The organism is Streptomyces sp. NPDC050509 (assembly GCF_044457965.1).
GTDB lineage: Bacteria > Actinomycetota > Actinomycetes > Streptomycetales > Streptomycetaceae > Streptomyces.
Genome location: NZ_JBITHL010000008.1, coordinates 224,498 through 250,118 on the forward strand (window position 1 = coordinate 224,498; position 25,621 = coordinate 250,118).

A 25,621-nucleotide genomic window follows, 5' to 3' on the forward strand; every position below is an offset into this window, starting at 1 on the left:
GTACACCCGCACGACGCGGAGCGTTGGACGGGCGTTCGCAACGCGCCGGAAATCGTGTGGTGGGATGCTCGTGTGCCCCAACGTGCCCCGCGACATGGGAGCAGGTGGCCTGACCAGCAAGGATGGGTAGGATATGGATAAGCAGCAGGAATTCGTGCTCCGTACGCTGGAGGAGCGCGACATCCGCTTCGTGCGGCTCTGGTTCACCGACGTGCTCGGCTTCCTGAAGTCGGTCGCCGTCGCCCCCGCGGAACTGGAGCAGGCCTTCGACGAAGGCATGGGCTTCGACGGATCCGCGATCGAGGGCTTCGCCCGTGTCTACGAGTCCGACATGATCGCCAAGCCCGATCCGAGCACCTTCCAGATCCTCCCCTGGCGCGCCGAGGCCCCGGGCACGGCCCGGATGTTCTGCGACATCCTGATGCCCGACGGCTCGCCGTCCTTCGCGGACCCGCGCTACGTCCTCAAGCGGATGCTCGCCAAGACCTCGGACCTGGGATTCACCTTCTACACCCACCCCGAGATCGAGTTCTTCCTCCTGAAGGACAAGCCGGTCGACGGCACCCGGCCGACCCCGGCCGACAGCTCCGGCTACTTCGACCACACCCCGCAGAACGTGGGGATGGACTTCCGGCGCCAGGCGATCACGATGCTGGAGTCCATGGGCATCTCGGTGGAGTTCAGCCACCACGAGGGCGCCCCCGGCCAGCAGGAGATCGACCTGCGGTACGCGGACGCGCTCTCCACGGCGGACAACATCATGACGTTCCGCCTGGTCATGAAGCAGGTCGCGCTGGAGCAGGGCGTACAGGCGACGTTCATGCCGAAGCCGTTCTCCGAGTACCCCGGCTCGGGCATGCACACCCACCTCTCCCTCTTCGAGGGCGACCGGAACGCGTTCTACGAGTCCGGCGCGGAGTACCAGCTCTCGAAGGTCGGCCGCTCCTTCATCGCCGGGCTGCTCAAGCACGCGGCGGAGATCTCGGCCGTCACCAACCAGTGGGTCAACTCCTACAAGCGCATCTGGGGCGGCTCCACCCGCACCGCGGGATCGGGCGGCGAGGCCCCCTCGTACATCTGCTGGGGCCACAACAACCGCTCCGCGCTGATCCGCGTCCCGATGTACAAGCCCGGCAAGACCGGCTCCGCCCGCGTCGAGGTCCGCTCCATCGACTCCGGCGCCAACCCGTACCTGACGTACGCGGTCCTGCTCGCCGCCGGCCTCAAGGGCATCGAGGAGGGCTACGAACTCCCGGCGGGCGCCGACGACGACGTGTGGGCGCTCTCCGACGCCGAACGCCGCGCGATGGGCATCGAGCCCCTGCCGCAGAACCTGGGCGAGGCGATCTCCCTGATGGAGCGCAGCGAACTGGTCGCGGAGACCCTGGGGGAGCACGTCTTCGACTTCTTCCTCCGCAACAAGAAGCAGGAGTGGGAGGAGTACCGCTCCGAGGTCACCGCCTTCGAGCTGAAGAAGAGCCTGCCGGTGCTGTAGCCGCGGTGTCCCGGCCGAGCCGCGCGTGTGCGGCTCGGCCGGGACGCGCGTCCGCGATCTGCGGCGGTCTTCCGCCGTCACCTGGCACTAGGCTCGATCCCTGGTGCTCGGCCGCGTGGATGCCGAGCTGACAGGAGACGGCGAGATGACGATGCCGGGACGCAGAAGCAGTACGTTCACCCGACTGCTGCGGCATGGTTTCACCGATCCGTCCGCCGCCGAGCGACTGCTCGACGTCCCGGAGATGGCGCTCGTACGGTCCGACCCCCTGCTGCTCGACGCGCTCGGCCAGACCGCCGACCCCGATCTCGCGCTGCGCGGGCTCGTCCGGCTCGCCGAGGCGGCCCATCCCGAGCGCCTGCGGATCCTGCTCGACACCCTCATCACCGCGAAGCCCCTGCGGGACCGGCTGCTCGGGGTGCTCGGCGCGTCCGAGGCGCTCGGGGACCATCTCGCCAGGCACCCGGAGGACTGGCACGTCCTCGTCACGTACGAGCTGGCGGACCTGCACCCCGGCGTCGAGGAGTTCGAGCACGCCCTCGCCGAGGTGAAGGACCCCGTCTCGCTGCGGATCGCCTACCGCCGGTGCCTGCTGGCCATAGCGGCCAGGGACGTCTGCGGCACGGCCGACGTCGCCCAGATCGCCGCCGAGCTCGCGGACCTGGCGACCGCCACCCTCCGCGCCGCCCTCGCGATCGCCAAGGCCGCCGCGCCCGAGGACGCCGCCGCGTGCCGGCTCGCGGTCATCGCCATGGGCAAGTGCGGCGGCCACGAACTGAACTACGTCTCCGACGTGGACGTCATCTTCGTCGGTGAACCCCCGCTGGGCACCGACGACGCCGACGGCACGAAGAGCGCCGTCCAGGCCGCCACCCGCCTCGCCTCCCACCTCATGCGGATCTGCTCCGAGTCGACCGCCGAGGGGACCATCTGGCCCGTCGACGCCAACCTGCGCCCCGAGGGGCGGAACGGACCGCTCGTACGGACCCTCAGCAGCCATCTCGCCTACTACCAGCGCTGGGCGAAGACCTGGGAGTTCCAGGCACTCCTCAAGGCCCGCCCCGTCGCCGGGGATCCGGCCCTCGGCGCCGAGTACGTCGACGCGGTCTCCCCGATGGTCTGGCAGGCCGCCGAGCGCGAACACTTCGTGACCGACGTGCAGAAGATGCGCCGCCGCGTCATCGACAACATCCCCGCGGGACAGGTCGAGCGCGAACTCAAACTCGGCCCCGGCGGGCTGCGGGACGTCGAGTTCGCCGTACAGCTCCTCCAGTTGGTGCACGGCCGCAGTGACGCCTCGCTGCACAGCGGCTCCACGCTCGAAGCCCTCGGCGCGCTCGCCGCCGGCGGGTACGTGGGCCGCGCCGACGCCCGGCAGCTCGACGAGGCGTACCGCTTCCTGCGCGCCATGGAACACCGCATCCAGCTCTACCGGCTGCGCCGCACCCACCTCGTCCCGGAGGACGAGGCCGACCTGCGTCGCCTCGGCCGCTCGCTGGGGCTGCGCGGCGATCCCGTCGCCGAACTGAACAGGGCCTGGCGGCGGCACGCCGCGGCCGTACGGCGGCTGCACGAGAAGCTCTTCTACCGGCCGCTGCTCGACGCGGTCGCCCAGCTCGCGCCCGGCGAGATCCGGCTCAGCCCCAAGGCGGCCGGGCAGCGCCTCGAAGCGCTCGGTTACGCGGACCCGGTGGCCGCGCTCCGTCACCTGGAGGCGCTGTCGTCGGGGGTGAGCCGCAAGGCGGCCATCCAGCGGACCCTGCTGCCCGTGCTGCTCGGCTGGTTCGCGGACTCCGCCGACCCCGACGCCGGTCTGCTCGGCTTCCGCAAGGTCTCCGACGCGCTCGGCAAGACCCCCTGGTACCTGCGACTGCTGCGGGACGAGGGCGCCGCCGCCGAGAACCTCGCGCGCGTCCTGTCGGCCGGGCGGCTCGCCCCCGACCTGCTGCTGCGCGCCCCCGAGGCGGTGGCCATCCTCGGCGACCCGGACGGGCTGACCCCGCGCGGCCGTGACCACCTCGAACAGGAGGTGCTCGCGGCGGTCGGCCGCGCCGACACCGCCGAGGGCGCGGTCGCCTTCGCGCGCGGGGTGCGCAGGCGGGAGCTGTTCCGTACGGCCGCGGCTGACCTGATCGGCTCGTACGGTACGGAGGAGTCCCCGGCCGAGGAGGACCCCGGCGCGCTGGTCGACCGGGTCGGGAACGCGGTCACCGACCTCAACGCGGCGACGCTCGCGGCGGCCCTGCGCGCCGTCGTGCGCGAGCAGTGGGGCGACACCCTGCCCACCCGGTTCGCGGTCATCGGGATGGGCCGCTTCGGCGGGCACGAGCTGGGGTACGGCTCCGACGCGGACGTCCTCTTCGTCCACGAACCGCGCGACGGCGTCAGCGAGCACGAGGCGGCCCGCGCCGCGAACGCCGTGGTCGCCGAGATGCGCAGACTGCTCCAAGTACCCACCTCCGACCCGCCGTTGCTGATCGACGCCGATCTGCGCCCGGAGGGCAAGAGCGGCCCGATGGTCCGTACGCTCGCCTCCTACGCCGCGTACTACCGGCGCTGGTCGCTGGCCTGGGAGAGCCAGGCGCTGCTGCGCGCCGAACCGATGGCGGGCGACGCCGAGCTGGGCCGCCGCTTCGTCGCGCTCGTCGACCCGCTGCGGTATCCGGAGCGCGGCCTCGGCGACGACGCGGTACGGGAGATCCGCCGGCTCAAGGCGCGCATGGAGACGGAGCGGCTGCCGCGCGGCGCCGACCCGACGCTCCACACCAAGCTGGGCCGGGGCGGGCTCTCCGACGTCGAGTGGACGGTGCAGCTCCTCCAGATGCGGCACGGCTGGGAGGTGCCGGGGCTGCGGACGACCCGTACGCGCCGGGCGCTGGCGGCGGCGCACGAGGCGGGACTCATCGCGGCGCAGGACGCGGCGATCCTGGACGAGGCGTGGGTCCTGGCGACGCGGGTGCGCAACGGGGTGATGCTGGTACGGGGCAGGTCCGGCGACACCTTCCCCTCGGACGGCCGCGAGATGGGCGCGATGGGCCGCTACCTCGGTTACGCGCCGGGACCGGCGGGACCGGCCGGACCCGCCGGACCGGAGCGGGGCGAGCCGCAGAACGGGGCCAACGGGCACGGCGGGCACAACGGCGGCCATGCCAACAACGGCTACGGAGGCGTCAGCGGCGGCATGCTGGACGACTACCGGCGGACGACACGCAGGGCGAGGGCGCTGGTGGAGGAGCTGTTCTACGGAGCGCCGTGAGGGGCAGGGGCCCCGCCGTCGATACCGGTGGTGGCGTACGGGCCGTTCAGAACACCGACCAGCCCGTCGCCGTGGTGAACGCGTCCAGCGCCGCCACCGCCGCCACCGAGTTCCCGACCGCGTCCAGCCGCGGCCCCCACGCGCAGAGCGTGGCGCGGCCCGGCAGGATCGCCACGATGCCGCCGCCGACCCCGCTCTTGCCCGGCAGCCCCACCCGGTAGGCGAACTCGCCCGCCGCGTCGTAGGCGCCACAGGTCAGCAGGACCGCGTTGACGCGCTTCGCCTCGCTGCCCGTCATCAGCCGGGAGCCGTCGGCGCGCAGCCCGTGCCGGGCCAGGAAGCGGCTCGCGAGCGCCAGGTCGCGGCAGCTCGCGGCGATCGAGCAGTGCGCGTAGTAGCGGTCGAGGACCGTCTCGACCGGATTCTCCAGATTGCCGTGGGCGGCGATGAAGTGGGCCAGCGCCGCGTTGCGGTGGCCGTGCGCGGCCTCCGAGGCGGCGACGGCCGGATCCGTGGCCAGCAGCGGATTGCCGGATTCCGTACGCAGGAAGTCACGGACCGCGCCCGCCGCGTCACCGGTCAGGCTCTGGAGCCGGTCGGTGACCACCAGCGCCCCGGCGTTTATGAAGGGGTTGCGCGGGATGCCGTGTTCCTTTTCGAGCTGCACCAGCGAGTTGAACGGGTTGCCGGACGGCTCGCGCCCCACACCCCGCCAGATCGCGTCGCCGCCGTGCGCCAGCACCAGCGCCAGGCTGAAGAGCTTGGACACGCTCTGTATCGAGAACGGCCGCTCCCAGTCACCGACCCCGTGGACCTCGCCGTCGACGGTCGCCAGCGCCATGCCGAACGCGTTCGGATCCGCCGTGGCGAGCGCCGGGATGTAGTCGGCGACGCGCCCCTGGCCCGCCGTCCTGTGGGCGGCGGCCATCGCGGTGTGCAGCAGGTGCGGGTAGTCGGGCGTGCGCATGCCCGGATCTTCTCAGAGTGACGCCGGACTCTCGTCCTCGGCCCGGCGGGGCGGACGGCGCCGCAGGAGGACGCGCGAGGGGCGGCGCTCCCCGGCCACCCGGCGCGGCAGGCGGTGCGGCAGCGCCCCGTACCAGAGGTACGAGAGGGTGAAGCCGAACGCCAGGCAGATCATGCCGCCCACCGCGTCCAGCCAGAAGTGGTTGGCCGTGGCGACGATGACGACCAGGGTGGCCGCGGGGTAGAGCAGGCCGAGGATCCTCGCCCAGGGCGCCGACGCCAGCGCGAAGATGGTCAGGCCGCACCACAGGGACCAGCCGATGTGCATCGACGGCATGGCCGCGTACTGGTTCGACATGTTCTTCAGGTTGCCCGAGGCCATCGAGCCCCAGGTCTCGTGGCGTACGACCGTGTCGATGAAGTGGCCGCCGTTCATCAGCCGCGGTGGCGCCAGCGGATACAGGTAGTAACCGAGCAGGGCCACGGCGGTGGTCGCGAAGAGCGTCAGCCGGGCGGCGGCGTACCGTCCCGGATGGCTGCGGAAGAGCCAGACGAGTACGCCGATCGTGACGATGAAGTGCAGGGTGGCGTAGTAGTAGTTCATGGCCACGATCAGCCACGTCACCGAATCCACGGCGTGGTTGACGCTCCGCTCGACGGCGATGCCGAGGGTCTGCTCGGTGCGCCAGATCCAGTCGGCGTTCTTCAGCGCCTGGGTGCGCTGCTCCGGCACCGCGTTGCGGATGAGGGAGTACGTCCAGTAACTGACCGCGATCAGCAGGATTTCGAACCAGATGCGCGGGCGGCGCGGGGAGCGCAGCCGCCGCAGCAGCCGGGGTCCCGCCGGTACGGCGGGTTCGGTGGCGCCGGGGGTACGGTCCGCCCGCACCGCGGTCTCCCGCTGTGCCGCCGGGTCCGTGTCCGCCCGCGTCTCCGTGTCCGTGACCGCCTCCGTCGCCTCCGGGGCTGTTTCCGCGGTGGGTGACGGCGTGGGGTACGGGGTGGCCGTACGGCCTGCCTCTGCCTTCACCGTTGATTCACCCATGGGGCGAGAGTCTGCCAGATTCCTCACCCCCGACCGATCATCCCCCGGACGGGTTCTGTTCGCACGCGGTCCGTCTCAAGGACTAGATCGCGACCCTGATATCCCCAGGGGTCCGGGGCCCGGCCCCGAAGCCGTTGAACCGCGTACGACCAGCTCGGGCATGAAGACGAACTCGCTGTGCGGGGCGGGCGTACCGCCGATCTCCTCCAGGAGCGTACGGACCGCCGCCTGGCCCATCGACGGCACCGGCTTGCGGATCGTCGTCAGCGGTGGGTCGGTGAAGGCTATGAGCGGGGAGTCGTCGAAGCCGACCACCGACAGGTCGCGGGGCACGTCGAGACCGAGCCGGCGCGCGGCCCTGATCGCGCCGAGCGCCATCATGTCGCTCGCGCACACCACCGCCGTGCAGCCGCGTTCGATCAGCGCGGCAGCCGCCGCCTGGCCGCCCTCCAGGGTGAACAGCGACTGCTGGATCAGCTCGTCGGTCTGGGCCCCGGTCAGCCCCAGCAACTCCTGGACCGTGGCCCGGAATCCCTCGATCTTGCGGAGTACGGGGACGAACCGCTTGGGCCCGACGGCCAGCCCGATGCGCTGGTGGCCGAGCGAGACGAGATGGGTCACCGCGAGCCGTACGGCCGCCCGGTCGTCAGGTGAGATGAACGGCGCCCTGACCTTCGGCGAGAAGCCGTCCACGAGGACGAACGGCACGCCCTGGGCGCCCAGCTTCTCGTAACGCCGCATGTCGGCGGAGGTGTCGGCGTGCAGCCCGGAGACGAAGATGATGCCGGAGACGTCGCGTTCCACCAGCATCTCCGTCAGCTCGTCCTCGGTCGAGCCGCCGGGTGTCTGGGTGGCCAGGACGGGGGTGTAGCCCTGCCGGGTCAGCGCCTGTCCGATGACCTGCGCGAGCGCCGGGAAGATCGGGTTCTCCAGCTCCGGCGTGATCAGGCCGACGAGCCCCGCGCTGCGGCGTCGCAGCCGTACGGGACGTTCGTATCCGAGGACGTCGAGCGCGGCGAGTACGGACTCACGGGTGGTCGCGGCAACACCGGGTTTGCCGTTCAGAACGCGGCTGACCGTCGCTTCGCTGACCCCCGCCTGAGTTGCGATATCGGCAAGCCGTGCGGTCATGTGAGTGGACTGTACCGGTCGTCTGTCGGATTGCCCACCGCGCGTCCGAGCCGATCGCGCGGCAAGTTCTTGCAAGATCTTGCGAAACCTTCCTGCGGCGCCGTTGACGACCTCCTGGAGGGGCGCGGACCCCGGTCGCCCCTGGGGGAGCGGGGGAGTGCCACGGGTCAAGGGCGAGCGGCGCAATCGGCAGGACACATGCCGGTAACGATCGGCGGACCTTGCAGAAATCTTCCGCAAGGTCTTTCGGCCTTCTTGCATCGCTGTTACGTTCACGTCCGACCGGGCGCCGCGACGGAGCGGTACGGCAGTTGAAGGAGTTCGGATGCGACGTGGCATAACGGCCACCGCCCTGGCCGCGATCCTGGCCCTCGCGGCGACCGCCTGCGGTGGTGACGGGGACGCGGGCGGCTCGAAGAGTTCCGGCGGCGAGCTCTCGGGGACGGTCACGTGGTGGGACACCTCGACCGTCGGCAGCGAGGACAAGGTCTTCAAGAAGCTCGCCGAGGGGTTCGAGGCGAAGCACCCGAAGGTCGACGTCAAGTACGTCAACGTGCCGTTCGGGGACGCCCAGAACAAGTTCAAGAACGCCGCGCAGTCCGGCTCAGGCGCCCCCGACGTGATCCGCTCCGAGGTCGCCTGGACACCCGAGTTCGCCGATCTCGGCTACCTCGCGCCGCTGGACGGCACGTCGGCGCTCAAGGACGAGAAGGACTTCCTGCCGCAGGCCGCCGCGTCCACCCGGTACAAGGACAAGACGTACGCGGTGCCGCAGGTCATCGACTCCATGGGCATCTTCTACAACAAGAAGATCTTCAAGGACGCCGGCGTCGAAGTGCCGAAGAACGTCGCCGAGTTGAAGACCGTATCGAAGACGATCAAGGCGAAGACCGGGAAGACCGGGCTCTACCTGCGCGGCGACGACGCGTACTGGTTCCTGTCGTTCCTGTACGGCGAGGGCGGCAACCTGGTCGACGCCGGGTCCAAGACGGTCACGGTCGACAACGCGGCCGGCGTCAAGGCCATGACCGTCGTCAAGGACCTGGTCGACTCCGGCGCCGCCAAGACCGACGCCACCGACGGCTGGGAGAACATGCAGGCGTCGTTCAAGGACGGCGACGTCGCGATGATCATCAACGGCCCCTGGGCCGTGGCCGACACCTACGGCGGCGCCCAGTTCAAGGACAAGGCCAACCTGGGCATCGCCCCCGTACCGGCGGGCTCCGCCGAGCAGGGCGCCCCGCAGGGCGGCCACAACCTCGCCGTGTACGCGGGCTCCGGCAACCTGGACGCCTCCTACGCGTTCGTCCAGTACATGACCGACGCGCAGAGCCAGGCGACCGTCGCCGAGCAGCTCAGCCTGCTCCCGACCCGTACCTCCGTCTACACGAAGCCGGGCGTCGCCGACAACGAGATCGTCGGCTTCTTCAAGCCCGTCGTCGACAAGGCCATCGAGCGCCCCTGGATCCCCGAGACCGGCAGCCTGTTCGCGCCGCTGGTCACCGAGTACACCAAGGTCCTCACCGGCCAGACCACCCCGGACAAGGGCGTCAGGACCACGGGTGACGCCTACCGCAAGCTGCTCAAGGGCTGGAAGTAGCAGGAAAGGAAGGCCGGCTGATGGCTGTCCACACCGGTCAGTCGGCGGCACGGGCCGCGGGCGACGAACTCGCCCGCGGCCGGGGCCGCGGCTCTGGCACACCCCCCGGCTCCCCGGCCGGGCCCCCGCCCGGCGGGCCGACCGGCCGACTCCGGCGGGCCCTGGCGACACACTGGTACGCCTGGACCATGGTCACCCCGGTGGTCGTCGTGATCGGCGTGATCATCGGCTATCCGCTGGTCCGCGGCGTCTACCTGTCGCTCACCGACGCCAACGAGCGCAACGTCGAACGCAACATCGGCGTCAACCACCTGCCGGCCACCTACGAGTTCGTCGGACTCGACAACTACACCGCCGCCCTGACGGGCAGTCAGTTCCTGTCCACGCTGGGCTGGACACTGGTGTGGACGGTCTCCTGCGTCAGTCTCACCTTCGCGCTCGGCCTGGCCCTCGCGAACATCCTCAACCGCCGTATCGCGGGCCGCTCCCTCTACCGGATGCTGCTGATCCTGCCCTGGGCCGTGCCCGGCTTCGTCTCCGTCTTCGCCTGGCGCTTCCTCTACAACGAGGACCGCGGCTTCCTCAACAAGCTGCTGGCCGGCGGCGGCATCGACGCCGTGCCGTGGCTCAACGACCCGACCTGGGCGAAGTTCTCCGTCATCGCCGTCAACATCTGGCTCGGCGTGCCCTTCATGATGGTGGCGCTCCTCGGCGGACTCCAGTCCATCCCGGGGGAGATGTACGAGGCCGCCGAGATGGACGGCGCGGGCCCCTGGCAGCGCTTCCGCCACATCACCATGCCGGGGCTGCGCTCCGTCAGCACGACGGTGATCCTGCTCTCCACCATCTGGACCTTCAACATGTTCCCGGTGATCTTCCTGCTGACCAGGGGAGGACCCGGCGACGCCACCCAGATCCTGGTCACCCAGGCGTACAAGTTCTCCTTCGAGATCAGCCCGCGCGACTTCGCGCAGTCCTCCACCTGGGGCGTGCTGATCCTCGTCCTCCTGATGGCCTTCGCCGCGGTCTACCGGCGAGTCCTCCGCAAGCAGGGAGATACGTGGTGACCACAGCTCCGGCCACGTCCACGTCCGACCGCCTCGCCGCCTCCGAGAGCGCCCCGTCGGCCAACACCCCGCTGCGCGGGCGCCGTTCACCCGCGGCCTCCGTCGCCCTGCACGCCACCCTCACCGTGGCGTCGGTGATCGCGGTCTTCCCCGTGCTGTGGGTCCTGCTCACCTCGCTCAAGCCCGCGAGCTACGCGACCACCACGGACTTCTTCAAGGACACCACGTTCGAGAACTACACCGGCCTGCTGCGGGACACCCCGTTCCTCACCTGGTTCGGCAACTCGCTGCTCATCGCGGGCCTCACCACCGTGCTCGGCGTCTTCGTCGCCGCCACCACCGGCTACGCCGTCAGCCGCTTCCGCTTCCCCGGCAAGCGCGGGCTGATGTGGACCCTGCTGATCACCCAGATGTTCCCGGTCGCCGTCCTCATCGTGCCGATCTACAACATCATGGCGGGCCTCGGACTCCTCAACAATCCGACCGGGCTCGTCCTCACGTACCTCACCATCGCCGTGCCGTTCTGCGCCTGGATGATGAAGGGCTTCTTCGACACCATCCCCCGGGAGATCGACGAGTCCGGCATGGTGGACGGGCTCACCCCCTTCGGCACCTTCTTCCGGCTGATCCTGCCGCTCGCGAAGCCGGGGCTCGCGGTCACCGCGTTCTACTCCTTCATCACCGCGTGGGGCGAGGTCGCGTACGCCTCCGCCTTCATGACCGGCGACGAGAGCCTGACCCTCGCCGGCGGCCTCCAGAAGTTCGTCAACCAGTACGGCGCCCAGTGGGGCCCGATGACCGCCGCGTCCGTGCTGATCGCCATCCCGGCCGCCCTCGTCTTCCTCTTCGCCCAGCGCCATCTCGTCACCGGGATGTCCGCGGGCGCCGTCAAGGGCTGACGGCGCCCGGCACAGGCGACAGGCACAGGCACAGGCACAGGCGACCGGCACAGGCACAGGAACAGGCACCGGCACCCGGCGACACGCGACAGGCACCGGCGACATGCGCGACAACCCGGCCAGGAAACCCTCCAGGCCACACCCAGATTTCCAGGCCACCCCCAGACACCCAGGGACGACATGACCCAGCACCTCGCTGCCCCTCTCTCCGGCACGTCCGACGACGCCCCGGGCCACCGCACCGGCTGGTGGCAGGACGCGGTGATCTACCAGGTCTATCCACGGAGCTTCGCCGACGGCAACGGCGACGGAATGGGCGATCTCGACGGGGTACGGCGCCGCCTCCCGTACCTCAGGGAACTGGGCGTCGACGCCGTCTGGCTCAGCCCCTTCTACGCGTCCCCGCAGGCCGACGCCGGTTACGACGTGGCCGACTACCGCGCCATCGACCCCATGTTCGGCACGCTGCTCGACGCCGACGCGCTGATCCACGACGCCCACGCGCTGGGGCTGCGCGTCATCGTCGACCTGGTGCCCAACCACTCCTCCGACGCGCACGACTGGTTCCGGCGGGCGCTGCGCGAGGGCCCCGGCTCCGCGCTGCGCGAGCGCTACCACTTCCGCCCCGGGAAGGGCGCGCACGGCGAACTCCCGCCCAACGACTGGGAGTCCGTCTTCGGCGGCGCCGCCTGGACCCGTACCACCGACCCCGACGGCACCCCCGGCGACTGGTACCTGCACCTCTTCGCCCCCGAGCAGCCCGACTTCAACTGGGACCACCCGGCCGTCGCCGACGAGTTCCGCTCCATCCTGCGCTTCTGGCTCGACATGGGCGTCGACGGCTTCCGCGTCGACGTCGCCCACGGCCTGGTCAAGGCGCCAGGACTGCCCGACCTCGGCGGCGCGGGCCGGCTCCGGCTTCTCGGCACCGCCGACGGCGGCACGCCCTTCTTCGACCAGGACGGCGTCCACGCGATCTACCGCCAGTGGCGCACCATCCTCGACGAGTACCCCGGCGACCGTATCGCCGTCGCCGAGGCGTGGACCCCGACCGTCGAGCGCACCGCCCACTACGTACGCCCCGACGAGCTGCACCAGGCCTTCAACTTCCAGTACCTGGCCACCTCGTGGGAGGGTGCGGCGCTGCGCGAGGTCATCGAGGTCTCCCTCGCCGCGATGCGCCCCGTCGGCGCCCCCGCCACCTGGGTGCTCTCCAACCACGACGTCACCCGGCACGCCACCCGCTTCGCCGGCCCGCCCGGCGTGGGCACCCAGACCAGGGAGCCCGGCGACCGGGCGCTCGGACTGCGCCGGGCCCGCGCGGCGACCCTGCTGATGCTCGCCCTGCCCGGCTCCGCCTATGTCTACCAGGGCGAGGAGCTGGGGCTCCCCGACGTCACCGACCTGCCCGACGAGGCCAGGCAGGACCCGTCGTACTTCCGCGCGGACGGCCAGGACGGCTTCCGCGACGGCTGCCGGGTGCCCATCCCCTGGGCGCGCGAGGGGAGTTCGTACGGCTTCGGCGCGGGCGGGAGCTGGCTGCCGCAGCCGGACCACTGGGGGGAGCTGTCCGTCGAGGCGCAGACCGGGGACCCCGGCTCCACGCTGGAGCTGTACCGGGCGGCGCTCTCCGTACGCAAGGAGCACCCGGGGCTCGGCGGCGGCTCCGCCGTGGAGTGGCGGGACGCGCCCGAGGGCGTGCTGATCTTCGCCAGGACCGGCTTCGTCTGCACCGTCAACACCACGGGGACGGCGGTACGTATCCCCGCGCCGGGCGCGCCGCTGCTCGCGAGCGGCCCGGTGGACTCGGGGAGCACCGCCCCGGGCGCGGAGTTCGAGCTGCCGGCCGACACCACGGTGTGGTGGTCGGTCTGAGCGCCTCCGGCCCCGCGTAGACGCACCGCCGGCCCCTCCTGGACGCACCACCAGCACCACCCGTACCACCCGCACCATCCGTACGTCCCCTCTCCCCCACCAGTGCTGTTGGAGGAACCATGGCTCGCAGACCCCTGGCAGCCGCGCTCGCCCTCGTGGCGGGCGCGGCAGCCGCCCTCACGGTCCCCGCCGGGACCGCGCAGGCGGCACCGCCCGGATCCAAGGACGTCACCGCCGTACTCTTCGAGTGGAAGTTCGACTCCATAGCCAAGGCGTGCACGGACAGCCTCGGCCCCGCCGGCTACGGCTACGTACAGGTGTCGCCGCCCCAGGAGCACATCCAGGGCGGCCAGTGGTGGACCTCGTACCAGCCCGTCAGCTACAAGATCGCGGGCCGGCTCGGGGACCGCGCCGCCTTCTCGGCCATGGTGAACACCTGCCACGCGGCGGGCGTCAAGGTCGTCGCCGACAGCGTCATCAACCACATGGCCGCCGGTGACGGCACCGGCACCGGCGGCACCTCGTACACCAAGTACTCCTACCCGGGCATCTATTCGGGCGCCGACATGGACGACTGCCGCTCCGCCATCAGCAACTACGGCGACCGTGCCAACGTCCAGAACTGCGAACTGGTCGGCCTCGCCGACCTGGACACCGGCGAGGAGTACGTACGCGGCCGGATCGCGGCGTACCTCAACGACCTGCTCTCGCTCGGCGTGGACGGTTTCCGCATCGACGCGGCCAAGCACATGCCCGCCGCCGACCTCGCCAACATCAAGAGCAGGCTGAGCAGTCCGGGCGCCTACTGGAAGCAGGAGGCGATCCACGGCGCGGGCGAGGCCGTCTCGCCCAGCGAGTATCTCGGCAGCGGGGACGTCCAGGAGTTCCGGTACGCCCGGGACCTCAAGCGGGTCTTCAACAACGAGAACCTCGCCTATCTGAAGAACTTCGGTGAGGGCTGGGGCTACATGGAGTCGGGGAAGTCCGCCGTCTTCGTGGACAACCACGACACCGAGCGCGGCGGCGACACCCTCAGCTACAAGGACGGCGCGAACTACACCCTGGCCAATGTGTTCATGCTGGCCTGGCCGTACGGCTCGCCCGATGTGCACTCGGGGTACGAGTACACCGACCGCGACGCGGGACCGCCCAACGGCGGTACGGTCAACGCCTGTTACAGCGACGGCTGGAAGTGCCAGCACGCCTGGCGCGAGATCTCGTCCATGGTCGGCTTCCGCAACACCACCCGGGGCCAGGCCGTCACGAACTGGTGGGACAACGGCGGCGACCAGATCGCCTTCGGCCGCGGCTCGGCCGGGTACGTGGCCATCAACCACGAGGGCTCCGCGCTGACCCGTACGTTCCAGACGTCCCTGCCGGGCGGCGCCTACTGCGATGTGCAGACCGGCAAGGCGGTGACGGTCAACGGCTCGGGACAGTTCACCGCGACGCTCGGCGCGAACACGGCGCTCGCCCTCCACACCGGCGCCCGGACGTGCTCGGGCAGCGCCAACGGCACGGCCACGGTGCCCGCCTCGGGCAAGGTCACGCTGAACGACACCTGGCGGAGCTGAGCGCTCCCGTCAGCGAGCGCCGGGCGGGGCCGCGCCCACGGCCCCGCCCGGCGCCCTTCGCGCGTACACCCGTCCCCCTCCGCACCCCCGTCATCCCGAGGAGCCCTCGCGTGCCACGCCCCTCCCTGCGCGCCGCGGTGACCACCGTCGTCGCCGCCGCCCTGTGCGCGGTGCTCGCGCCCGCGCCGGCCACCGCCGCGCCCGTCCCTAGCCCCGTCCCCGCGTCCGCGCGGGTCGCCGCCTCCGAGGCCCAGTGGATCGACGCGGGCACCGTCGTCTGGAAGGTGGCCGCCGTCCCCGGGGCCCGTCTGGAGCTGGGTTACGGTGACGGCGGTGACGGGCGGCTGCGGCTCGCGCCCGGCCGCCTCACCGGTGCGCAGGCGGCCAGGTTCCCGCACCTCAAGGAGTATCCGGCCTTCACCGTGGACGTACGGGACCGCGCCCGGGCCCGTACGGCGCTCCGCGGGCCGGTCACCGTCACCCAGCGCGCGGCCGACGGCACCGTCCTCGCCGCCACCGGCGTCCAGATCTCCGGCGTCCTGGACGACCTCTACAGCGCCCGCGCGACCGAGGCGTCGCTCGGCCCCGTCTTCGCCGGGGGCCGCCCCGCCCTCTCCGTCTGGGCACCGACCGCCCGTACCGTCTCCCTCGAACTGGGGGACGGCGCCGAGGCGCGTACGGTCGCGATGCGGCGCGACGACGCCTCCGGCGTCTGGTCGGTGCGCGGCCCCGCGTCCTGGGCGGGCGAGCCGTACCGGTACGCCGTGACCGTCTGGGCGCCCAGCGTCGGCAGGACCGTCACCAACAAGGTCACCGACCCCTACTCGACCGCGCTCACCACCGACTCGGCGCGCAGCCTCGTCGTGGACCTCGCCGACCCGCGGCTCGCGCCCGCCGGCTGGTCCACCCTGCGCAAGCCGGCGGCCGTACCGCTGCGCGACGCGCAGATCCAGGAGCTGCACATCCGCGACTTCTCGGTCGCGGACCGCACCTCGCGCCACCCGGGCGGATACCTGGCCTTCACGGACACCGGGTCTGCCGGTATGCGGCATCTGCGGACGCTGGCCGCCTCGGGCACCTCGTACGTCCATCTCCTCCCGGCCTTCGACATCGGCACCATCCCCGAGCGGAAGTCCGAACAGGCCGTACCCGCCTGCGACTTGGCCGTGTACGCGCCCGATTCGGAGGAGCAGCAGGCGTGTGTGGCGCGCACCGCGGCCCGGGACGCGTACAACTGGGGGTACGACCCGCTGCACTACACGGTGCCCGAGGGCTCGTACGCCTCCGACCCCGAAGGGACCCCGCGTACGGTCGAGTTCCGGCGGATGGTGCAGTCGCTGAACGCCACCGGGCTGCGCACGGTCATGGACGTCGTCTACAACCACACCGTGGCGAGCGGCCAGGACGAGAAGTCCGTACTCGACCGGATCGTGCCCGGCTACTACCAGCGGCTGCTGGCGGACGGCACCGTCGCCACCTCCACCTGCTGCGCCAACACCGCGCCCGAGAACGCCATGATGGGCAAGCTCGTCGTCGACTCGGTGGTCACCTGGGCCAAGCAGTACAAGGTCGACGGCTTCCGCTTCGACCTGATGGGCCACCACCCCAGGGCGAACATCCTCGCCGTACGGAAGGCGCTCGACGCGCTGACCCCCGCGAAGGACGGTGTCGACGGCCGGGCGATCGTCCTGTACGGCGAGGGCTGGAACTTCGGTGAGATCGCCGACGACGCCCGCTTCGTCCAGGCCACCCAGCACAACATGGCGGGCACCGGTATCGCGACCTTCTCCGACCGGGCCCGCGACGCGGTACGCGGCGGCAGTCCCTTCGACGCGGACCCGGGCGTCCAGGGCTTCGCCTCCGGCCTCTACACCGCCCCCAACTCCTCGCCCGCCAACGGCAGTCGGGAGGAGCAGCGGGCCCGGCTGCTGCACTACCAGGACCTGGTCAAGGTGGGGCTCTCCGGCAGCCTCGCCGGGTACCGGTTCACGGACACCTCCGGGCGTACGGTCCGGGGCGCGGAGGTCGACTACAACGGCGTCCCGGCCGGGTACGCGGCCACCCCCGAGGACGCCGTGGCCTACGCGGACGCCCACGACAACGAATCCCTCTACGACGCCCTCGCGTTCAAGCTGCCGCCGTCGACGTCCGCCGCCGACCGCTCCCGTATGCAGGTGGTGGCGCTGGCCACCGCCGCGCTCTCGCAGGGGCCCGCGCTCTCCCAGGCCGGTACGGACCTGCTGCGCTCCAAGTCCCTGGACCGCAACTCGTACGACAGCGGCGACTGGTTCAACGCGATCCACTGGGACTGCCGGGACGGTGGCGGTGGCGGTGGTGCTGGCAACGGCTTCGGCCGTGGGCTGCCGCCCGCCGCCGACAACGCGGACAAGTGGCCATATGCGCGGCCCCTGTTGGCCAACCCCGCCCTGAAGCCTGGCTGTTCGGAGATCAACGGCACCTCCGCCGCCTACCGGGACCTGCTCCGCATCCGCACCACGGAACCGGAGTTCGGCCTCGTCTCCACGGCCGCCGTCCAGCAGTCGCTGTCCTTCCCGCTCTCCGGTCGTGACGAGACCCCGGGCGTCATCACGATGCGCCTAGGCGATCTGGTCGTGGTCTTCAACGCCACGCCGTCGGCGCGGAGCCAGCGTGTGACGGAGCTGGCGGGTCGTCCGTACGCGCTGCACCGCGTCCAGGCCCAGGGGGCGGACCGTACGGTCAGGTCCGCCACGTACGAGCGGGCGTCCGGCACCTTCACCGTGCCGGCCCGTACGGTCGCCGTCTTCGACGCCCGCCGCCAGGGCATCGGACGGTAAGTGAATTGACTAATAGTCAACAGTAACTGACCGAAAAATGGCGTCTAGCGGTTGTTTCTGACCGTTTCCCACCACGGGTGTCGGTCCCGGGCCCGAACTGGTCCACACTGTCCCCGTGGTGGGGAACATGCCCGAAGAGACGACCAGCTTCGTAGGGCGCAGGACCGAACTGATCCGGGTGGAAAGCGCGCTCACGGAGCACCGGCTGACCACGCTGACCGGCAGCGGCGGCGTGGGCAAGAGCAGACTCGCGCTGCGCGCCGCCGAGCGCGCGCGGGAGGCGGACCGCTACCCCGACGGCGTCTGGTGGGCCGACCTGGCCCCCCTCCACGACGAGCGGATGCTGCTCATCACGGTCTCCGACGCCGTCGGACTCTCCGACCACTCCCTGCGCATGCCCATCGACGCCCTCTGCGAATGGCTCGCCCACCGCTGCCTCCTCCTCGTCCTCGACTCCTGCGAGCGGATGGCCGACGCCTGCGGCCGGCTCGTCGACGTACTCCTCGGCGCCGTTCCCGGCCTCACTCTCCTCACCACCAGCAGGCAGCCCCTCGGCATCCACGCCGAGCACCTGCTCGACGTACCCCCGCTGCCCCTCGACGGCGAACCCGGCGAACCCGGCGAACACGGCGAGGGCAGCCAGGACAGCCAGGACAGCAAGGACGACGTCCTCCAGCTCTTCCGCGACCGCGCCGCCCGCGCCGCGCCCGGACTCTCCTTCGACGACCCCGGCACCCTCGCGTCCGCCGCCCAGATCTGCCACCGCCTCGAAGGCATCCCGCTCGCCGTCGAACTCGCCTGCGCCCGCCTCGACGAGAACACCGTCGACCAGATCGCCGTCCTGCTCGACTCCCGGCTCGACACGCTCACCCACCAGAGCGTCTGGCCCCAGCGCCACCGCGCCCTGCGCACCGCCATCGGCTGGAGCCACGAGCTCTGCGCGCCCCTGGAACGGCTGCTCTGGGCCCGGCTCTCCGTCTTCCGCGGCGAGATCGACGGAGACGACGCGCGCGCCGTCTGCGCCGGAGGACCGCTCACCGCCGACGGCGTCACCACGGCCCTCGCCGGTCTGGTCCGGCAGTCCGTCCTGCGCCGGGAGACCGGCGCCGCGGACCGCCGCGACCGCTACCGGATGCTCGACACCATCCGGGAGTACGGCACGATGTGGCTCGCCGAACTCGGCGAGGAGAAACTCCTCGCCGACCGGCACGCCGCCCACTTCGCCGACGTGGCCCGCGCCGCCCACGCGGGCTGGCCCGGCGGCCGGCAGATCGCCTGGTACCGCCGGATCACCGACACCCACGCCGACCTGTGCGCCGCGCTCGACCACCTCCTCGCCGACGACCCCGCCACCGCCGTGGAGATGACCGGCCGCGTCGCCTTCTTCTGGACCTGCTGCGGCCACCTCCACGAGGCCAGGATCTACCTGGAGCGCGCCCTCGACGCCGCCCCCGCCCCCGGACCCGACCGCACCCGCGCCCTGTGGGCCCTCGGCGTCACCGTCATGCTCCAGGGCGACCACGAGGGCGCGTACCGGATCGGGGAACGGTGCACCACCGCCGCCTGGCGCGACCAGAACCCCGAATCCATGCTCTCCGCCGCCTACCTCCTCAGCCTCACCTGTCTGATGATGGGCCGCGCCCAGGCCTCGTACACCGTCGCCGACCGCGCCCTGCGCACCCACCCCGGAGACTTCTTCGACTCGCCGTCGCAGCTCCGCTGCCGGCTGGTCCGGGTCTTCGCGCTCACCGCGCTCGGCCGGTTCGAGGAGTCCCGGGACGAGGCCACGGAGCTGCGCCGCGTCTGCCTGGACCGCGGCGAGTGCTGGACCAGGTCGTACGCGGACTACCAACTCGCCCTGATCTTCCTGCTCCAGGGCAGACCGTACGAGGCGGAGGCCCACGCCCGCTCGATGGTCGCGGGCAAGGAGGAACTGGGCGACAGCTTCGGCATCGCCCTCGGCCTCGACCTGCTGGCCGCCGCGGTCGCCGCCCAGGGCGACGGCGAACGGGCCGCGCACGCCTACGGCACGGGACAGGCGTTCTGGCGCATGGTCGGCCATCCGCATCGCGGCACACCGGAGTTGGCGCAGGTCCGCGAGGAGTGCGAGCGCCAGGCCCGCGCGGCGGCCGGGAACCCGGCGTACGAGAACGCCTTCCACCGGGGCCTGGTCGACGACGGGCAGAGCGGCCTCACCCGCGCTCTCAGAGGCCATCTGCCGGAAAACTGACACGAGTTGACGGAGCCGAGCCCCGGCGGGGCTTATGGCAAAGCTTTTCTTGTGACCGTGTGAACGCCGTGCGGCGGGACATCCGACAGGTATGACGTCCACCGACGCGAAACCGGAAGAGAGCCCGGGAGAGAACCGGGAGGACCGGAAGGGCCGGGACGGGGCGCGCCCCGCGCGGCTCTCCCGCTGGGCCAAGGCGCCCCTCGCACTCGTCGTCGTGGCCGCGCTGCTCTTCCTCGGCAGCCGGCTCGACCTGCTGCCCGGAATCGGTGGCCTCTTCGGCGAGGAGACCCACGACCGTACGGGGCCGACCCTGCTCCAGTCGATCCAGGACCTCGACCGCTACGAGGCCGCGTCAGGCAACTTCCAGGTCGTCGTGGACCTGGAGAAGGACACCAAGTACCTGCCGGACGCCATCCGCGGCTCCAGGACCCTCTTCGTGGGGGCGGGCACGGTCAGCTCGTACGTCGACTTCGGCGCCGTCGGCGACGGCAACGTCACGGTCGACGAGGACCGCACCTCCGCGACGATCAGCCTGCCGCACGCGCGGCTCGGCAGCCCCGCCCTGGACGCGGAACGCTCCTACGCCGTGTCCAAGCAGCGCGGACTGCTCGACCGGCTCGGCGACCTCTTCTCCGACAACCCGGCCGACGAACGTGCCGTGAACCGCCTGGCGGCCCGGCACATCGGCGACGCCGCCAAGGACAGCGGACTCACCGCCCGCGCCGAGAAGAACACCACCGCCATGCTCCAGGGCCTGCTGCACTCCCTGGGCTTCACCGACGTGAAGGTCACCTACACCTGACCGCGCTGCCCCGGCACCCCGGTCCCCAACCGCATGAGCCGGCCGACGAGGTCACCGAAGGCACCGTCGGCCGGCTCATCCGCGAGGATCTTCAGCAGGATCCCGGCCATCTCGTCGTCGTACGCGGCGCTCACCGCGGACAGCGCCGCGAAGTCGTGGACGAGCTGCCACTCCAGTTCCTGGCGCGGAATCCGCCGCCCGTCCAGCCAGAGCAGCGCCTTCGACTCGGCGAGCGACACCCATGACCGTACGACCAACTCCAGCCGCGCGGGCGGCTCCTGGATCCCGAGGTGGGCCAGGATCTGCTCGTACGCGGCCTGCCGCACCTCGTCGATCAGCGCCGCCGTGGCCGTCCCGGAACCGGCGGCCGGGCCGCCCCGCATCAACGCGGAGAACCCGGTGCCGTGTTCGTCGACGAAGTCGAAGAAACGCTCCATGACCCGGTGCAGCCGCGCCCCGAGCGGCCCTTCGTGCGGCTCCAGGAACCGCGCCGCCAACTCGTCGGCCGCCCGCCGCAGCGCCGCCTCGTACAGGCTCTGCTTGCCAGGAAAGTAGTGGTAGACGAGAGGCCGCGAGATCCCGGCCGCCGCCGCGATCTCATCGATCGACACATCCTCGGGGGAGCGGTGGCTGAACAGCTCCAGCGCGACCCCGATAAGCTGCCGCTTCCGCTCCTCGACGCCCATTCTTCGGCGCACCCCGGTCGTCATGCGCACAGCCTAACCGGCTGCTTCCGCGAGATGTCCGATACGCTCCCGGCATATGAGCACATCCGACGAGGCCGCCCCCATCACCCCACTCCCGGACCCGGACCCGGCCCCGGACCGCTCCGACACTCAGGACGCCCCGCGCGCCGAACTGACGCCGCGTCAGGCCCGTCTGCTCCGTATCACCCTGGCCTCGGCCCTGCTGCTGACCCTGGCGGCCCTGCTCGCGATCCGCCTGGCGGAACGCACCTCGGTCCTCGTCGTGGGCGTCTACGGCCTGGCGATGATCCTCTGCGGTGTGGTGATCGAACTCAGCCGCCACGGCCGCACCCGCCTCTCCACCTGGCTCCTGGCGGCGGGCCTCCTCGCGGCCCTGGCGGCGGACTGGCTGCTGCTGCCGTGACCGGGGTGACGGCGCGGAGGTGCGGCTTGCGGTGGCTTCGGTCCCCCGGGGGCGGGTTGGTCACCGGGCCGCCCCGAGACGCAGGTCGGGCCGTCACCGAAAGCGGTGGCGCAGACCGCGGCGATCAGGTGCCGCCGTGGAGATCGTCGCCCTCGCCGTCGCGATCGAGCGCTGCTCGGATCCGGCCGAGCCACTCCGTGCCCAGCCGGAGCCCGTTCGGGAGTTGGTCGTCCCGATCCCAGCGCCACGTGGTGACCACCGCCAACACGAGGATCCGGCACGCGCGCAGCAGGTCCTGATCGGCACCCGGATAGTGCGCGCCGACCTCTTCGGGTGCGTGGGCGAGGTCGAATTCGACGGGCCCACGGCAGCACGTCTCAAGGTCTATGAACAGCAGCCCGTTCTTCGTGGCGAGCACGTTGCCCGGGTGCGGTTCGCCGTGCAGCAGCTGATCGGCGCCGCCGTGCTCGCCGATCACTCGGCGCAGCCTTCGTAGCGTGACGCCGAGCAACTCCCGGTCCGCGTCGGCGAGCGCCGGGGTACGGTCGCGGTCCGCCACGAGTCGCTGAGCCCGCTCGACCCGATCCGTGAAGTGCGGCGTCGGGATGTCGAGCCCGCGCATGCCGGCATGGAGCCGTTCGAGCGCATGGGCGTAGTCGGCCGGCGGGACCTCGTGAGGTGTCGCGGGTTCGTAGTAGGTCCACAGCGTGACCGCGAAGCCGTCCCGCTCGTGGACGCGTGGCTCCACGCGAGGTTCGAGAGCGGCCACGGGGCACCCGGATTCGGTGAGCCGCTGAGCCAGCTCGATCTCGAACGCTGCCGCTTGATGCGCCACAGGTGCCACCCGGGCCAGGACGTCACAAGGCAGCAGACGCAGCGTGAGTCTGTTCGAGTCCTGGAGAACGACCGCGTCGTCGACTGTCAGACCACATGATGAGGCGATCGACATGGCCGCTGCCACCGCACGTGGGACCTCTGCCGTGTGCATCGTCGCCTGGCTCCTTCTCTCGTGAGCGCTGCCATCACTCTCCCAGCGGTGCGATCCGGGCACCCTAGCAAGGTGTCGGCAGAGTCGCGGTGCCGGAACGCGTCCCGGGTCAGTGCAGCGCGTCCACCTCCGTGCCGTCCGCCGCCCGCCCGTGGAGTTCCGCGAGGGTGTTCTGCCGGGCGGGGAGCGCCAGGGTGCGGGACGTGGACGTGCCGGAGACTCCGCCCGTGGCGGTCAGGGTGCGCAGGTCCGGGGTGCCCGCGGCCAGGAGGTACCAGTGGCCCGCCCGGGACTTCCACAGGACGCCTGCCAGGACGCGGGGGTCGCGGGGGCCGCAGGCCGGGGAGTCCGCCGCTCTCGCCGCGAGTGCGGCGGGGGTCGAGGACGGGGCCTGGAAGTGGGCCAGTACGCGGCTGCCCGGGCCCCGCCAGGTCTCGGCGCGGGTGCAGAGCCAGGACGCCGTGCCGTTGGACTCGGGGAGGGGCTGGCGGGCGTACTCCCAGGAGTTCACGGACCGTACGCCGTGTCCCCGTACCGCGGGGAGCAGACAGGCCGTGCGGGCCCAGGCCGTCCGGTCCGCGGGGGTCGACGTGTCCTGGGGGGAGTGCGGCGGGCCCGAGGTCAGGCGCGCCGGGATGAGCTCGCCCAGGTCGGTGAGAATCCGGGCGGTCGGGGCGGCGGTGGCCACCTCCAGGGTGTCCCAGGAGCGGCAGGCCCCGGGAGTCGCCCCGGGGGCCGGCAGCGGGTCCGTCACGCCGTGCGCGTCCCGGTGCAGCGGGCGCGCCGGGGCGGTCGGGGCGAGCAGGTCGCGTACGGCCGTGCCGGTCACCCACGGCGCGGTCAGATAGCGGACGTTGCCGTCCGAGCGGCCGAGGACCAGCGCCCCCGACGCCGTCTCGTCCGCGCCGTCCGTGCGCGCGAAGTCCAGCGCCGCGAGACCGCCGGCATCGGTCTCCGCGTAGCGCACCACCCGCAGGCCGTCGTGGAAGAGCACCACCCGCACCCCGTCGACCTCCCCGGCGTAGAGCAGTTGCGGCGAACCCATCGGGGGCCCCGTCGGTGTCGCCGGGGTCGCCGAGAGGTGGACGGCGTCGCCCGGCCGGGCCCACACGGCGAGTGCCCGGCGCAGCAGGCCGGTGTCGTGGGCCAGCCGGCCGCGCGCGGGCCAGACCGAGAAGTCCGTACGGGGCGCGGTCCGCCACGCGGCCGGTGCGACGCGCCGTACCTGGGCCGGGTCGAGGGCCGACTCCGCCGCCGGGTTCCTGGCGTACGCGGGGGCCGCCGGGCCGTTCGGGCCCCAGCCGCCGCCGGGCAGCCCGAACAGCGCCCCGCAGACGAGCGCCGCGGTGGTGACGGCGAGGGCGGCCCTGCGGTACTGGCGGCGGCGCATCAGGTCGGTGGGCCTGGCCTGGAGCGAACAGGGGTCGAACTCGGTGGAGCGGAGGAGGGCGCCGGTGTCGGTGGCCGTCTGTGGATCTGGGGACGCCGGGCGCGGGGACGCCGCCGCTGTGGCCTCCGTCAGGGCGGTGTCGATGTCGTCCGCCCCGGCCGCGCCGAGCAGGTCCCGTACCTCCGGGTCCGTGAGACCTTCGAGCCCGCGCAGCACGAACACCGCCCGTGCCGGTCCCGAGAGGGCGGACAGCCGCTGGTCCAGGGCGAGTTCGTCGGCGCCGCCGGAGCGCGGGAAGAGCCGCAGCCCCCAGACGCGCGGGAGGAGCGGCGGAAGCTGGGCGCGGACGGGCCGGGCGAGGCGGAGCAACGGGCGCCCGGCGTCCAGTGCCTGGCGCAGCACCTCGCCCCGTACGTACGCGTAGCCGGCCTGCCGGGCCGCGAAGCCGTCGGTCTGTACCCGGCGCTGCCCCGGGATCACGGCCCCGCCCGGCGCCGGGCGTCCGCGCGGCAGCGACCGCTGCACCAGCGCGTGCGCGGTCAGCACGCGCCGGTTGCGGCCGAGGGAGGGCGGCAGCACGAGATAGGCGAGGCGGACCAGGTGGGGGTAGTGCTGTACGAGCGCCGCCTCGGCCTGGTTCAGCCCGACGGGGGCGGCCGTCGGGGGGACCGGGGGCGCGGGGGCGAGTGCGGCTTTGTCTGGGGGCACGTTCACCAGAACGATCGATGGGTCCGATGGTCACCCGCCCGCCCCGGCCGTGGAGTTCACGGTTCCCCCACACGACCCTCCGATCACAGGGGACCATGGACGTATGCGTAAGGATCGATTTCCCGTGCTATTCGCCGCCCCCGCTCTCGCCCTCTCCGTGGCGCTGACTGCGGGTTGCGGCGCGAACGACGAAAAGGCCCCCGAGGAGCCGAAGACGGTCACCGGGAGCCTGGAGGAGATCGCCTCGAAGGCGAAGTGCGACCCGGACATACAGCACCCCAACGAGGAGCTGCGGCAGGCCAATTGCAAGACGGAGGATGGGAAGTACGTGCTGGTCACGTTCGCGACCGACCGCGGACTGCGCGAGTGGCTCAACGAGGCCAAGCCGTACGGCGGTTCGTATCTCGTCGGCAGGAAGTGGGTCGCGGTCGGCGAGGCGAAGGTGACGGAAGCGCTGCGCGGCCGGCTCGGCGGGACCGTGGAGACCGGCTCGTCGCACCACTCTGGGGGAAGTGATGACAGTGGGGGGAACGAGGGTCACTCGGGTCACGACATGAGCTGACCGCGCAGCGCGGGTCTGGGAATGGGGGGCGGTGGTACGGGGAGGGTGGGTCCCTCCCCGTACCACCGGATCACCGGTGGCTCACGTGCTGACACGCGGCACGT

General features: G+C 71.8%; 16 protein-coding genes and 2 pseudogenes. 12 read left to right on the plus strand and 6 right to left on the minus strand.

Annotated features, from left to right (window positions below; all coding sequences use genetic code 11):
- Positions 1-133: 133 nt before the first annotated feature.
- Together ACIBJC_RS23725 and ACIBJC_RS23730 are read left to right on the plus strand one after the other, a co-directional pair.
- Complete coding sequence (locus ACIBJC_RS23725; RefSeq protein ID WP_399295574.1) at positions 134-1,495, plus strand: glutamine synthetase family protein; 1,362 nt, start codon at positions 134-136, stop codon at positions 1,493-1,495.
- 145 nt (positions 1,496-1,640) lie between these two features.
- On the plus strand, positions 1,641-4,751 hold the full coding sequence (locus tag ACIBJC_RS23730; RefSeq protein ID WP_399295576.1) for a bifunctional [glutamine synthetase] adenylyltransferase/[glutamine synthetase]-adenylyl-L-tyrosine phosphorylase: 3,111 nt from the start codon (positions 1,641-1,643) through the stop codon (positions 4,749-4,751).
- Between the two features lie 46 nt (positions 4,752-4,797).
- Here the strand turns inward: ACIBJC_RS23730 and ACIBJC_RS23735 are convergent, their stop codons facing one another.
- The 3 genes from ACIBJC_RS23735 to ACIBJC_RS23745 all read right to left on the minus strand — a co-directional run bounded on the left by ACIBJC_RS23735 (position 4,798) and on the right by ACIBJC_RS23745 (position 7,893).
- Positions 4,798-5,718 (minus strand): glutaminase, encoded by a 921-nt coding sequence (locus ACIBJC_RS23735; RefSeq protein ID WP_399295578.1) that lies wholly within the window; start codon positions 5,716-5,718, stop codon positions 4,798-4,800.
- A gap of 12 nt (positions 5,719-5,730) precedes the next feature.
- The gene (locus ACIBJC_RS23740; protein WP_399295580.1) at positions 5,731-6,762 is read right to left on the minus strand and encodes a phosphatase PAP2 family protein; all 1,032 of its coding nucleotides are present in this window, start codon (positions 6,760-6,762) and stop codon (positions 5,731-5,733) included.
- A 75-nt stretch (positions 6,763-6,837) separates the two neighbouring features.
- Entirely contained in the window at positions 6,838-7,893 is a 1,056-nt protein-coding gene (locus tag ACIBJC_RS23745; protein ID WP_399295582.1) for a LacI family DNA-binding transcriptional regulator, read from the minus strand.
- A 325-nt stretch (positions 7,894-8,218) separates the two neighbouring features.
- On the opposite strand from ACIBJC_RS23745, the gene ACIBJC_RS23750 reads away from it, so the two are divergent.
- From ACIBJC_RS23750 to ACIBJC_RS23785, 8 genes and pseudogenes are all read left to right on the plus strand, one after another.
- Complete coding sequence (locus tag ACIBJC_RS23750; RefSeq protein ID WP_399295584.1) at positions 8,219-9,493, plus strand: extracellular solute-binding protein; 1,275 nt, start codon at positions 8,219-8,221, stop codon at positions 9,491-9,493.
- Positions 9,494-9,513: 20 nt separating this feature from the next.
- Entirely contained in the window at positions 9,514-10,560 is a 1,047-nt protein-coding gene (locus ACIBJC_RS23755; RefSeq protein ID WP_399295586.1) for a carbohydrate ABC transporter permease, read from the plus strand.
- The gene (locus ACIBJC_RS23760) at positions 10,557-11,459 is read left to right on the plus strand and encodes a sugar ABC transporter permease (RefSeq protein ID WP_399295588.1); all 903 of its coding nucleotides are present in this window, start codon (positions 10,557-10,559) and stop codon (positions 11,457-11,459) included. The genes ACIBJC_RS23755 and ACIBJC_RS23760 overlap by 4 nt, the downstream gene beginning before the upstream one ends.
- 180 nt (positions 11,460-11,639) lie before the next feature.
- Positions 11,640-13,334, plus strand: a complete 1,695-nt coding sequence (locus ACIBJC_RS23765) for a glycoside hydrolase family 13 protein (protein WP_399295590.1) — start codon at positions 11,640-11,642, stop codon at positions 13,332-13,334.
- A gap of 119 nt (positions 13,335-13,453) precedes the next feature.
- A pseudogene (locus tag ACIBJC_RS23770) lies at positions 13,454-14,875 on the plus strand (alpha-amylase family protein); the annotation flags it as partial.
- A gap of 227 nt (positions 14,876-15,102) precedes the next feature.
- Positions 15,103-17,724, plus strand: a pseudogene (pulA, locus tag ACIBJC_RS23775) (pullulanase-type alpha-1,6-glucosidase); the annotation flags it as partial.
- Between the two features lie 127 nt (positions 17,725-17,851).
- Positions 17,852-19,954, plus strand: a complete 2,103-nt coding sequence (locus ACIBJC_RS23780) for an ATP-binding protein (protein WP_399295592.1) — start codon at positions 17,852-17,854, stop codon at positions 19,952-19,954.
- A gap of 91 nt (positions 19,955-20,045) precedes the next feature.
- A complete protein-coding gene (locus ACIBJC_RS23785; protein WP_399295594.1) occupies positions 20,046-20,759 on the plus strand; it encodes a DUF4230 domain-containing protein in 714 nt (237 codons plus the stop codon).
- Here the strand turns inward: ACIBJC_RS23785 and ACIBJC_RS23790 are convergent.
- Positions 20,750-21,469, minus strand: coding sequence for a TetR/AcrR family transcriptional regulator (locus ACIBJC_RS23790; protein WP_399295595.1), 720 nt, complete (start codon positions 21,467-21,469; stop codon positions 20,750-20,752). The genes ACIBJC_RS23785 and ACIBJC_RS23790 overlap by 10 nt on opposite strands.
- Positions 21,470-21,521: 52 nt before the next feature.
- On the opposite strand from ACIBJC_RS23790, the gene ACIBJC_RS23795 reads away from it, so the two are divergent.
- Entirely contained in the window at positions 21,522-21,869 is a 348-nt protein-coding gene (locus tag ACIBJC_RS23795; RefSeq protein WP_399295597.1) for a hypothetical protein, read from the plus strand.
- A 124-nt stretch (positions 21,870-21,993) separates the two neighbouring features.
- On the opposite strand, the gene ACIBJC_RS23800 is transcribed toward ACIBJC_RS23795, so the two are convergent.
- Both ACIBJC_RS23800 and ACIBJC_RS23805 read right to left on the minus strand, forming a co-directional pair.
- Positions 21,994-22,857 (minus strand): phosphotransferase enzyme family protein, encoded by an 864-nt coding sequence (locus ACIBJC_RS23800; RefSeq protein ID WP_399295599.1) that lies wholly within the window; start codon positions 22,855-22,857, stop codon positions 21,994-21,996.
- A 109-nt stretch (positions 22,858-22,966) separates the two neighbouring features.
- Positions 22,967-24,955, minus strand: coding sequence for a hypothetical protein (locus tag ACIBJC_RS23805; protein ID WP_399296034.1), 1,989 nt, complete (start codon positions 24,953-24,955; stop codon positions 22,967-22,969).
- 103 nt (positions 24,956-25,058) lie between these two features.
- Between ACIBJC_RS23805 and ACIBJC_RS23810 the strand changes: the two genes are divergently transcribed.
- Positions 25,059-25,517: a hypothetical protein gene (locus tag ACIBJC_RS23810; protein WP_399295601.1), complete on the plus strand. Its 459-nt coding sequence runs from the start codon at positions 25,059-25,061 to the stop codon at positions 25,515-25,517.
- Positions 25,518-25,621: the final 104 nt, after the last annotated feature.

What these genes read in the sequence shown, in the direction of transcription:
- ACIBJC_RS23735 (WP_399295578.1), bottom strand. Translation starts at nt 5,718, where the DNA reads ATGCGCACGCCCGACTACCCGCACCTGCTGCACACCGCGATGGCCGCC.
- ACIBJC_RS23730 (WP_399295576.1), top strand. Translation starts at nt 1,641, where the DNA reads ATGACGATGCCGGGACGCAGAAGCAGTACGTTCACCCGACTGCTGCGG.
- ACIBJC_RS23755 (WP_399295586.1), top strand. Translation starts at nt 9,514, where the DNA reads ATGGCTGTCCACACCGGTCAGTCGGCGGCACGGGCCGCGGGCGACGAA.
- ACIBJC_RS23725 (WP_399295574.1), top strand. Translation starts at nt 134, where the DNA reads ATGGATAAGCAGCAGGAATTCGTGCTCCGTACGCTGGAGGAGCGCGAC.
- ACIBJC_RS23810 (WP_399295601.1), top strand. Translation starts at nt 25,059, where the DNA reads ATGCGTAAGGATCGATTTCCCGTGCTATTCGCCGCCCCCGCTCTCGCC.
- ACIBJC_RS23780 (WP_399295592.1), top strand. Translation starts at nt 17,852, where the DNA reads ATGCCCGAAGAGACGACCAGCTTCGTAGGGCGCAGGACCGAACTGATC.
- ACIBJC_RS23800 (WP_399295599.1), bottom strand. Translation starts at nt 22,857, where the DNA reads ATGCACACGGCAGAGGTCCCACGTGCGGTGGCAGCGGCCATGTCGATC.
- ACIBJC_RS23750 (WP_399295584.1), top strand. Translation starts at nt 8,219, where the DNA reads ATGCGACGTGGCATAACGGCCACCGCCCTGGCCGCGATCCTGGCCCTC.
- ACIBJC_RS23795 (WP_399295597.1), top strand. Translation starts at nt 21,522, where the DNA reads ATGAGCACATCCGACGAGGCCGCCCCCATCACCCCACTCCCGGACCCG.
- ACIBJC_RS23740 (WP_399295580.1), bottom strand. Translation starts at nt 6,762, where the DNA reads ATGGGTGAATCAACGGTGAAGGCAGAGGCAGGCCGTACGGCCACCCCG.
- ACIBJC_RS23765 (WP_399295590.1), top strand. Translation starts at nt 11,640, where the DNA reads ATGACCCAGCACCTCGCTGCCCCTCTCTCCGGCACGTCCGACGACGCC.
- ACIBJC_RS23785 (WP_399295594.1), top strand. Translation starts at nt 20,046, where the DNA reads ATGACGTCCACCGACGCGAAACCGGAAGAGAGCCCGGGAGAGAACCGG.
- ACIBJC_RS23745 (WP_399295582.1), bottom strand. Translation starts at nt 7,893, where the DNA reads ATGACCGCACGGCTTGCCGATATCGCAACTCAGGCGGGGGTCAGCGAA.
- ACIBJC_RS23790 (WP_399295595.1), bottom strand. Translation starts at nt 21,469, where the DNA reads ATGACGACCGGGGTGCGCCGAAGAATGGGCGTCGAGGAGCGGAAGCGG.